General features: G+C 62.8%; 6 protein-coding genes. 1 reads left to right on the top strand and 5 read right to left on the bottom strand.

Annotated features, from left to right (window positions below; all coding sequences use genetic code 11):
* Positions 1-525: 525 nt before the first annotated feature.
* The 5 genes from B0W55_RS27305 to B0W55_RS27285 all read right to left on the bottom strand — a co-directional run bounded on the left by B0W55_RS27305 (position 526) and on the right by B0W55_RS27285 (position 6,527).
* Positions 526-1,524 carry a 3-hydroxybutyryl-CoA dehydrogenase gene (locus B0W55_RS27305; RefSeq protein WP_077049017.1) on the bottom strand — a complete coding sequence of 333 codons (999 nt, stop codon included), beginning with the start codon at positions 1,522-1,524 and terminating at the stop codon, positions 526-528.
* On the bottom strand, positions 1,521-2,630 hold the full coding sequence (locus tag B0W55_RS27300) for an NAD/NADP-dependent octopine/nopaline dehydrogenase family protein (RefSeq protein ID WP_077049016.1): 1,110 nt from the start codon (positions 2,628-2,630) through the stop codon (positions 1,521-1,523). Before B0W55_RS27300 ends, B0W55_RS27305 begins: the two co-directional genes overlap by 4 nt.
* 95 nt (positions 2,631-2,725) lie before the next feature.
* Complete coding sequence (locus tag B0W55_RS27295; RefSeq protein WP_077049015.1) at positions 2,726-3,700, bottom strand: AraC family transcriptional regulator; 975 nt, start codon at positions 3,698-3,700, stop codon at positions 2,726-2,728.
* 86 nt (positions 3,701-3,786) lie between these two features.
* Complete coding sequence (locus tag B0W55_RS27290; protein WP_077049014.1) at positions 3,787-5,142, bottom strand: MFS transporter; 1,356 nt, start codon at positions 5,140-5,142, stop codon at positions 3,787-3,789.
* Between the two features lie 134 nt (positions 5,143-5,276).
* Positions 5,277-6,527 (bottom strand): OprD family outer membrane porin, encoded by a 1,251-nt coding sequence (locus B0W55_RS27285; protein ID WP_077049013.1) that lies wholly within the window; start codon positions 6,525-6,527, stop codon positions 5,277-5,279.
* A 531-nt stretch (positions 6,528-7,058) separates the two neighbouring features.
* Here B0W55_RS27285 and B0W55_RS27280 point away from each other — a divergent pair.
* Positions 7,059-9,179 carry a TonB-dependent receptor domain-containing protein gene (locus B0W55_RS27280; RefSeq protein WP_077049012.1) on the top strand — a complete coding sequence of 707 codons (2,121 nt, stop codon included), beginning with the start codon at positions 7,059-7,061 and terminating at the stop codon, positions 9,177-9,179.
* Positions 9,180-9,409: the final 230 nt, after the last annotated feature.

Genomic DNA, 9,409 nt, shown 5'->3' with positions numbered 1-9,409 from the left:
TGGGTCTGTCACCTGTGATGTTGGCTGTGCCGACCTCATCGCGAGCAAGCTCGCTCCTACAGGGTTTTTGGGTTGATCGTGGATTTTCTGGTCGTCACAAAACCTTTGTGGGAGCTGGCCTGCCAGCGATGGCGGTGGGTCAGTCACTGTGATGTTGGCTGTGCCGACCTCTTCGCGAGCAAGCTCGCTCCTACAGGGTTTTTGGGTTGGTCGTGGATTTTCTGGTCGTCACAAAACCATTGTGGGAGCGGGCTTGCTCGCGAAGGCGGTGGGTCTGTCACCTGTGATGTTGGCTGTGCCGACCTCTTCGCGAGCAAGCTCGCTCCCACAGGGTTTTTGGGTTGGTCGTGGATTTTCTGGTCGTCACAAAACCATTGTGGGAGCTGGCTTGCCAGCGATGGCGGTGGGTCAGTCACTGTGATGTTGGCTGTGCCGACCTCTTCGCGAGCAAGCTCGCTCCTACAGGGTGGGTGGTGTTCACAAAATGCGTACACGCCGCCAGCTCCCACCCAATGCCCCTGATATTCACCCCTGCTTCAACGCCCCCTCAAAAGCAGGCGTCAGGCCGGACAACTCCAGCTTGCGCACGAACTCGCCCAGCCGTTGCTGCTTGTAGGCGTCCACGTCCTTGTCTCGGTAGTCGTAGAACCCCTGGCCATCGCGCAAGCCGTTGCGGCCGTTCTGCATGTTGTCGGCAATCACCTGGGGCGATTCGAACCGTGACGACAGGGCGCCGCTCAGATAGCGCGAGGCGTAGTAGAGGATGTCGCCGCCGCCCCAGTCGATGAACTCCAGCAGCCCCAACACCGAGAACCGCAGGCCGAAACCCACGCGAACGGCGGTGTCGATGTCTTCTGCACTGGCTACCCCCTCCTCGACCATCCGTGCCGCTTCGTTCATCGCCAGTGCCTGGATGCGCGGGACGATGTAGCCGGCCACCGGGTTGCACACCACCGGCACTTTGCCGATGCGCTTGAGCAGTTGCAGCAGGCGCTCGACCACCTGCGGGCAGGTGGCGTCGCTGCGGCTGACTTCCACCAGGGGCATCAGGTGCGCAGGATTGAGCCAGTGCGCGTTCACGAAACGCTTGGGTTCACGGACCATGTCCGCCAGTTCCGTGACCAGGAAGGTCGAGGTGGTCGACGCGATGATGGCCTCGGGGCGGACATGCTCGCTGACCCAGGCAAACGTCTGTTGCTTGACCGCGATCACTTCCGGCACCGCCTCGAACACCAGGTCACACCGACCCAAGGTCGCACTTGCCTCGGTCTTGGCTTGCACGGTCAAGCGCGATAACGCCACGTCCGCCTGATCCGCCTGAAGCAACCCAAGCCGTACCAGGGTCTGCAGCTCGCCGCGGATGGTGTTGCGCACACGTTCGAAGTAGCCGCGTCGCTCAGCCTCGGCGCGGTCCTTGATGTCGATCAGGGTCACCGGCAGGCCCGCATGGATGAACGACAGGGCAATGCCCTCGCCCATCCGCCCGGCGCCGACCACGCTGACTTGGGGCAGCGCGGCGCTCATCCGTGAATACCCTTGGTCAGCAGTTCGGTCATCTGGGCCCGGCTCAGTTGCGCCAGCCCCAGGTTTTCCAGGGTTCGGCCCTCGGCATACAAGTCGCGTGCAGCCACCACCGAAGCAATGCTGAGCAGCCCCTGTGCCACCGGGGTCGGCACACCGGCCCAGCGACCGACAGACACCAGGAAGGACAACCCCAGACGCGTATCCTCGAGCATGTAGCGATGCTTCTGCAGGTCGATGTCTTCCCGCCAGTCGCCACTGTCGGTCAGCTTGCCGTGGGCCCCGCGACCATACATCCACTCATCGCCTTCAGTGGTGTTGTAGTGGTCGGCCAAGGGGAAATGCGGTGCGCCATAGGTCAGCGCTTCGCGCACGCCCATGCGCTCGGCATCCAGCTGATTGGTCACCCGACGGATCGACGGCTGGGTGCCTTCGTTGTGAATGTCCCAGGCCTCGAAGTGTTCCAGGGGACCGGCGTTCATCATGATCAACGGCGGATGGATGATGGGGCCGGCGTTCATCAACGCACCACTCAACGCATCTTCGATCGGCTCGACGCTCGGGTAGGCCTCGCGCAATACCGCAAAGGCATGCTCGGACAGGTTGCTGGGGAACACGCCCGTCGGCAGGCGGGTGGCGTAGCCGCTGATCACCAGGTCACTGGCGCCGTGCTTGCGCACCAGGTACGGCAGCGTGCCGGTTTCCGCGAAAGCGACCTGGCTGTGGTTGCCCGCCTCGGCCATCGCCTTGGCGAACACATAGCTGCCGAACGTGCCCGGCGGCAGGAACACCACCTGGCCGTCGTGCAGGTGCGGCGCCACGTGCCTGGCCAGGTCTTCATGGGAGGTGGACGGCAGCGGGATGATCACCAGTTGCGCATCGCTCAAGGCTTCGGCGAGGTTGTCGGTCAGCGACAGCTTGTCCTCGGGTTTACCGACGGACAACCGACGAGTGCCGCGATAGTCCTTGATGGTCAGGCTGCCGATGTCCAGCAGTTCCTTGAGTGCGGCGCCGTCGCGACGCCACAGACGGGTCGCGTGCCCCTTTTCCGCCATTTCCACCGCTGCGGCATAACAGCCGTGCCCACCACCCAGCACCGTAATATTCATGGAGTCGCTCCTCTTGTAAGAGACTCGATGCTATCGGGCGCTCGCCTCACTCACTTATCCGATTGCGCAGCCGACTGACGGATTACGCAGAAGCTTCAATGCTTTTGCCGGCGCAGGGTGTCCGACGGCAGGCAACCATAACGTTGCCGATAGGCGCTGGAAAAATGCCCGAAGCTGTTGATGCCGTGGCGCAACAGAATGTCGGTGACGGTCTCACCGGACCTGCCCTGCTTGAGCGACTCATGGATCGCCGCCAGGCGCCGGTCGCGGATGTACTCCACCGGGGCCTGCTGCAGGAACTGGTTGAAGCCGTTCTGCAGGGTGCGCACCGACACGCCGCACAATTCGCTCAGGGTCGCCAGGCTGATCGGCTCGTCCAGGTGCGCCTCAATGTAGTCCCGGGCCTTCTTGACGTGATGCGGCAGCGGCGCGCGGGTGTCGATCAGCAGATCCGCCGAATAGTTGTGCGGCAGCTGCGTCAGCAACAGCTGCATCAGGTACTCGGACAGGCCACCGGCAATGCGCGAACCGTCCACGCCGCTGCCGTACAACCGGCAGATGTAGTCCAGGGTGTGACAGAGGCTGACAACGCCGGCGCCCAGGTGATCGACGCTGATATCGAAGATCACCGACTGCCGCAGGCTACGGCCGAGCAGGCGTTGCAGTTGCGTTTCCAGGGCATCGCGGTCGACCCGCAGGATCAGGTTGCGGCATTGCCCGTCGGTGACGATGCGGCTTTGCGCGAAGGGTGAGGAAACGCTCAGGTAGCCTGACTGCATCGCCGCGCTGCGCCGCCCGTGGGCCACTTCGCAATGGCCCTGCAAGGTGATGCGGAACAGGTACTGGTCGGCGATATCGCCGATGGTCACCTCCACGGGCGCGCCGTAGCGCAGGTCAAGCAGCGCCGAATCGCCGAAAAACACCCCGTTGAGCCGGGTATGCATCGGCTCGTCCCGCAGCACGTTGAAGCTGTGCGGGCACAGGTAATGGCTGACCTTGTCCTTGATCTCACGGTAATCGGCCGAGCTGAGCAGGCTGTGCCGTTCCAGCAGGTGTACGTCATTCAACATCTGGGGTTCTCCCGATCCGGAGCGGCTCGGCCCCACTCCCCTGAACAGGGAGCGAGGCCGAGGCGCCGATCATGGACGATAACCAATCAAACCCGGTTCGGATATTCCCGGGCGTAACTTTCGCGGAATCGACCGCAACCGCGCCACAGCAAAAGCACGGTCAGCACCGATGCGCCGGCGATCACCAGCGACATCGACGAGCCCACCGCCGCGGGCGAGCCGAAATAACGGTCGGTCAACAGCGCCACCAGCGTGGTGCCCAGGCCCAACCCCAGCAGGTTGCTGATCAGCAGGAACACCGCCGAGACCTGCGCCCGCACCTGATTCGGCGCCAGGATCTGCATGGCCGCCGTGGACGCCGGCATCGGGAACGAGGCGAAGAACATCGCCGGCACCAACAGGCTCACCGACAGCCACAGTTGGTCCACTTGCGAGAACAGCACCGCCGGCACCGCCATGCCCAGCGCACCGATCACCCCGGTGCGCATCGCGGCGTCCTGATGGCCTTGCTTGGCCAGGTAATCAGTCAGCCAGCCGCCGAACAAGACGCCGGCGGTATTGGCCACCAACAGCACGGTGCCGAGCATGTAGCCGGCTTCCACCGGCGTCAGGCCGAACTTGCGGATGTACAGCGCCGGGCTCCAGCTCATCAGGCAGAACAGGGCCATGGCGTAGAACGAAAAACCCAGGTAATGGCAGGTGAAGGTCGCACGGTGACGGCCGAGAAAGCGCAGGCCATCGCCCAGGGCGACCTTCCTGGCCCGGCCCTGGGCATCGACTTGCAGGCCTTTGCGCGCAGGGTCGCGCACGGTGAGCCAGATCAACAGGCCGACCACGATCCCGGGCAGGCCGACAATGAAGAACGCCAGTTGCCAGGCCTTCATCGCGCCGAGAAAGGCCACCTCGATGGTGTTCATGTCCTTGAGCATGGCGATCACATAACCGCCCACCAGGAACGCCAGGCCACCACCGACGAACGAGCCGATGGAGTAGATGCCCACTGCGCGGCCGAGTTTTTCCTTGGGGAACATGTCGCTGAACATCGAGTAGGCCGAGGGCGACAGCGCCGCTTCACCAACGCCCACGCCGATGCGGGCCAGGAACATATGCAGGAAGTTCTTGCTCAGGCCGCAGGCGGCGGTCATCAGGCTCCAGACCACCACGCCGACGGCAATGATTTTCGGACGCGAGAAGCGGTCGGCCAGGTAGGCGATGGGCATGCCCATGAAGGCGTAGAACAAGGAAAAGGCCAGGCCATGGAGCAGGCTGAACTGAGTGTCGCTGATCTGCAGGTCGGCTTTGATCGGCTCGATCATCAGCGCCAGGATCTGCCGGTCCACGAAGGAAAAGATGTAGGCGACCATGCACAGGGCCACCACGTACCACTCGTAGACGTAGGTTTTCTTCTTGTGCAGGACCGGGTTGTCGACCTGGATATTCACGGGTATTTGCTCCTCTAGGAATCCGCTCATGGACGCCGCGCGCCGCAGAACAACGAATGGAAAGTCGTGGGGCAGATGCTAAGGACAATGGGTTCGATCATGGTCAGGCCTCTTATTGTTATGGGATCAATCGCCTACCAGAACTTCCAGGTGTAGGTCGTGGCGAAACGGAATTCGTTGTAGTCGTAGCCGTACTTCTGCTTCACGTCGATGTTGCGCAGGTCCAGCCCCAGGCCTTGCAGCGCCCCGCTCTGCACCACGTAGCTGAGGCCCAGGAAACGTTCGCTTTCCTGGTTGTCGCTCAGGTTGGCGCCACGGTTCCAGTCGGTGCCCTTGGTGTAGCGGCTGTAGAACTTCAGCCCCGGCACACCCATTGCGGCGAAGTCGTAGCCGTAGCGCGCCGACCAGGATTTTTCACCCGGGCGCACGAACGCCAGGGACGACCAGTGCACCAGATAGGGCTGGGGGATGTAGCCGTTCATGGTCGGGAACACGCTGTCACCGAGCATGCGCTGGTAACTGACGCCAAACATGTGGGCGCCTTTGAGCAAGGTGAACAACGAGCCCCAGGAACGGTTGTCGATCACGCCGTTCAAGGCCTTGCCGTCTTCGTTGTTGTTGAAGTAGCGCAGGTCGGTCTTGAGTTTGTAGCCATCCCCCAGGTCGGCCATGTGCATCAGGCCGACATAGTGCTGCTGATAAATATCGTGCAGCACCCCATAGAAATAACTGGCTTGCAGGTTCTTGGAGAGGTCGTAGGTGGCGCCGCCAAAGTCCAGGCCGTCGCTGTCGAGGTTATCGGTGGAGCCGTACTTGTAGAGCTTCTCGTGGTTGGAAGACTCGCGGGTCACCGCCGACCAGAAACGGCCACCGGTCAGGGTCAACTTGTCGACCTCCTTTGATTCGACCACGGCGCCTTGATAGATCGTATCCAGTTGCCGACTGGTGTCATCGAAGGCCACCGGCAATTGCGGGCGCAGATCACCGACCTTCAGCTCGGTCTTGCTGTAGCGCATCTTGAAGGTGGCACCGGCGCGACTGTAGTCCCGGGACGTCTGCCGGTCACTGACGCTGTAGGGCAGCGAACCGTCGTTGCCCGACGAATCCAGGCGCACGGCGTATTGCGCATCGACATCCAGGCCAATGGCCAACGCGGTGTCGGTGTAGCCGGAGGTGAACTGCGCATCGAAACCCTGGGACCAACTGTGCACTTCGGAATCGGGCGCATGGGTGTTGGTGTAGTTACGGTGCAAGTAGAAGTTGCGTGCATCCACTTTGAAATGACTGTCATCGATTACGTCGGCATGGGCTGCCAGAGGTGCACAAATCATTCCCAAAACGCCGGCAATACTTCGCCCACGGCAAATTTGCTTTACCTGAACCATCCAACCTCTCCACATCTGTATGTGCCTGGGCACTGTTTTTATAGGAGCAGAATCAATCTAAAGACCTGGAAGTCGCGCGGCGCCTGTGGGCCGTACTCAGGTGTGCTGCATGGGTAAGGCGTGGCCTCTCCCTGTTTTTGTTATGGCGTGAAGCATCGGGCGGGCTCGAGGGAGCAGCCCGCTGCGGTGACACGTTGGTTGTGCCCCCAAGGTAAGCCAGCCATTGCCGCACCGGTATCGAGATGAACAGCATCCGAAAGGGGGAAATCGCCATGCCGGCTAAAGGTTTCCCTTAGTCGACCGGCAGCACTGCAATTGCCAGGCCCTGTTTGGGTGCAGCCTTAAACTAGCGACTGGGCTGGCAGGCAACCTCCCCGATTGCGCAGCGGGCTCTCCAATTGCGCAGCGCGATGCAAAGGCTGACGTGGGGGGCGCCTGCCGAGAAAAAAACCAAATCGCCATGTGTTTCCTTCGTTCTTCCCTGCGTCGCAGTTCCTCACTGCCTGTTCTTGTCCGTATGGAGTTCGCCCGATGCCCTCGCCCAAATCCCTGCCCGCCGCGTTGCTGGGCCTGGCCCTCGTTTGTCCGGCCATGGCCAAGGGCATCGAACTTGGGCAGGTGCTGATCGGCGCTGAAGATCGCAGCGGCGAAGACGCCTCGGTGGAAGACGTCCAGGCGCGGCTGGCCCAGGTGCCGGGCGGTACCAACGTGGTGGACATGCGTCGCCCGCTGCAGGGCCGGGTGGCGAGCAATCAGGATGTGCTGGCGTATCAGCCGGGGGTGTATGCCCAGTCGGCGGGCAACGAAGGGGTGAAGATTTCGATTCGTGGCTCGGGGATCAATCGGGCGCCGGGGGCGCATGCTTCGGGGCTGTACACGATGCTCGATGGCCTGCCGCTGACTGGCCCGGGCGGCACGCCCTATGAATTGCTCGAGCCGCTGTGGCTCGATCACGTGGAAGTGCTGCGCGGCGCCAACGGGTTCGACCGTGGGGCGCTGGCTTTGGGCGGGGCCATCGATTACGTCAGCCATACCGGCTACAACGCACCGAAATTGCAGGTGCGCTATGCCACTGGCAGCCACGGTTATCAGCAGCGCCAGGTCAGCTCCGGGCAGGTGCTGGGGGACCTCGACTACTACGTGGCGGTGACCGACGCGCAGTCCGATGGTTATCAGGATCACACCGACAGCGAGAGCCAGGGGGTGATCGCCAACGTCGGTTACCGCTTCAATCCAAACCTGGAAACGCGCTTTTACCTGCGCTACCGCGAGACCGACAACGACCTCGCCGGGCGGGTCACCAAACATTCCATCGAGCACGACCCACGTGCGGCCAACCCCGCCTATGTGACCCGGGACGACAGCCGCAAGCAGCCGGGCAGCACCTTTATCGGCAACAAGACCACCTTCTACCTCGATGACGATTCGAGCATCCAGACCGGGCTGGTCTACCACGACTACCCGATGGATCTGCGCGAAGGGCCGAACCGGCTGAAGGTGGCGTACACCGATGTCAGCGGCACGTTCGACTACAAGCGTCGCGACACGCTATGGGGCATGGAAAGCCACAGTACGGTTGGCCTGCGCGTGACCAAGCATTTGCCCAATGACGGCGCCAGCGAACGGGTGCGCATACCCACGGGCAATACCGCCGGCTACGCGCCGGGTACCCCGATGCGCAATTTCACCTATCAGGGTTCGGACAGCGTGCTGCATGTGGGCAATGATCTGGAGATCGCCGACGACCTGTGGCTGACCACCGGCCTGGCCGCCATCTACACACGCCGCGAAAGCGCGGTGACTTACCCCGACGGGGGTGGCAAGACCAGCCTGAATGACTGGGACTACGCGCCACGGATCGGCCTGCGCTATCAACTGACGCCGGATCTGCAGGTGTTCGGCAACCTCAGCCGCTCGGTGGAGGGGCCGCATCCGTGGTCGTTGATCTATAGCGCCGACCAGCGCTTCCCTGCTGGCAGCGGTGCGGCCACCGGCACCCAGCGTGATCCGATCAAGCTGCAAAACCAGACCGCCACCACCCTGGAGCTCGGCGGGCGCGGCGACAGCGCCGTGGGGCAATGGAGCCTGGCCTGGTATTACTCAGAGGTGCGCCATGAATTGCTGTCGGTGCTACCGGACGCCAACGCCACCACGCCGTATGAACTCAACGCCAGCCCCACCGTGCACCAGGGGGTGGAGGCTGGTTTGCAGAGTCAGCTGTGGGCGGCGGCGGACGGCGGCCGGTTGAGCCTGCGTCAGAGCTATACCTTCAGCGACTTCCACTACCGCGACGACGACCGCTTCGGCGACAACCGCCTGCCGGGCCTGCCGATGCACTATTACCAGGGCGAACTGCGCTACGACTGGCCCCAAGGCTTCTTCGCCGCGGTCAACACGCAGCTGGTGTCCAAAGTGGCCGTCGACTATGCCAACAGCTACTACGCCGATCCCTACGCCCTGTTCGGCGCCACCCTGGGCTTCAACGCGCCCAAGGGCGACTGGCAGACCTGGCTCGACATCCGCAACCTGACCGACAAGCACTATGCGGCCACCGTGACTCCCGGGTACGACGACAGAGGGCTGGATGCAGCCCGGTCGACGCCGGGTGAAGGGCTGGGGGCGTATGTCGGCGTGTCCTGGAGCCTGCTCTGATAGCCCCCTGTAGGAGCACGGCTTGCCGGCGATGGCGGTGGGTCAGGCGACATTGATGTTGGACAGGCCGGCCCCTTCGCGAGCAAGCCCGCTCCCACAGTTGATTGGGGTGTAGGCGGAATTTGCGTCCACTGGAGATCCAGTGTGGGAGCGAGCCTGCTCGCGATGGCGGTGTGTCAGGTATAGGTGATGCTGGCTGTGCCGCCCTCATCGCTGGCAGGCCAGCTCCC

The organism is Pseudomonas sp. KK4 (genome assembly GCF_001984065.1).
Classification (GTDB): domain Bacteria; phylum Pseudomonadota; class Gammaproteobacteria; order Pseudomonadales; family Pseudomonadaceae; genus Aquipseudomonas.
The sequence above is the reverse complement of the archived record's forward strand: the minus strand, read 5'-3'. Positions and strand labels throughout refer to the sequence as shown.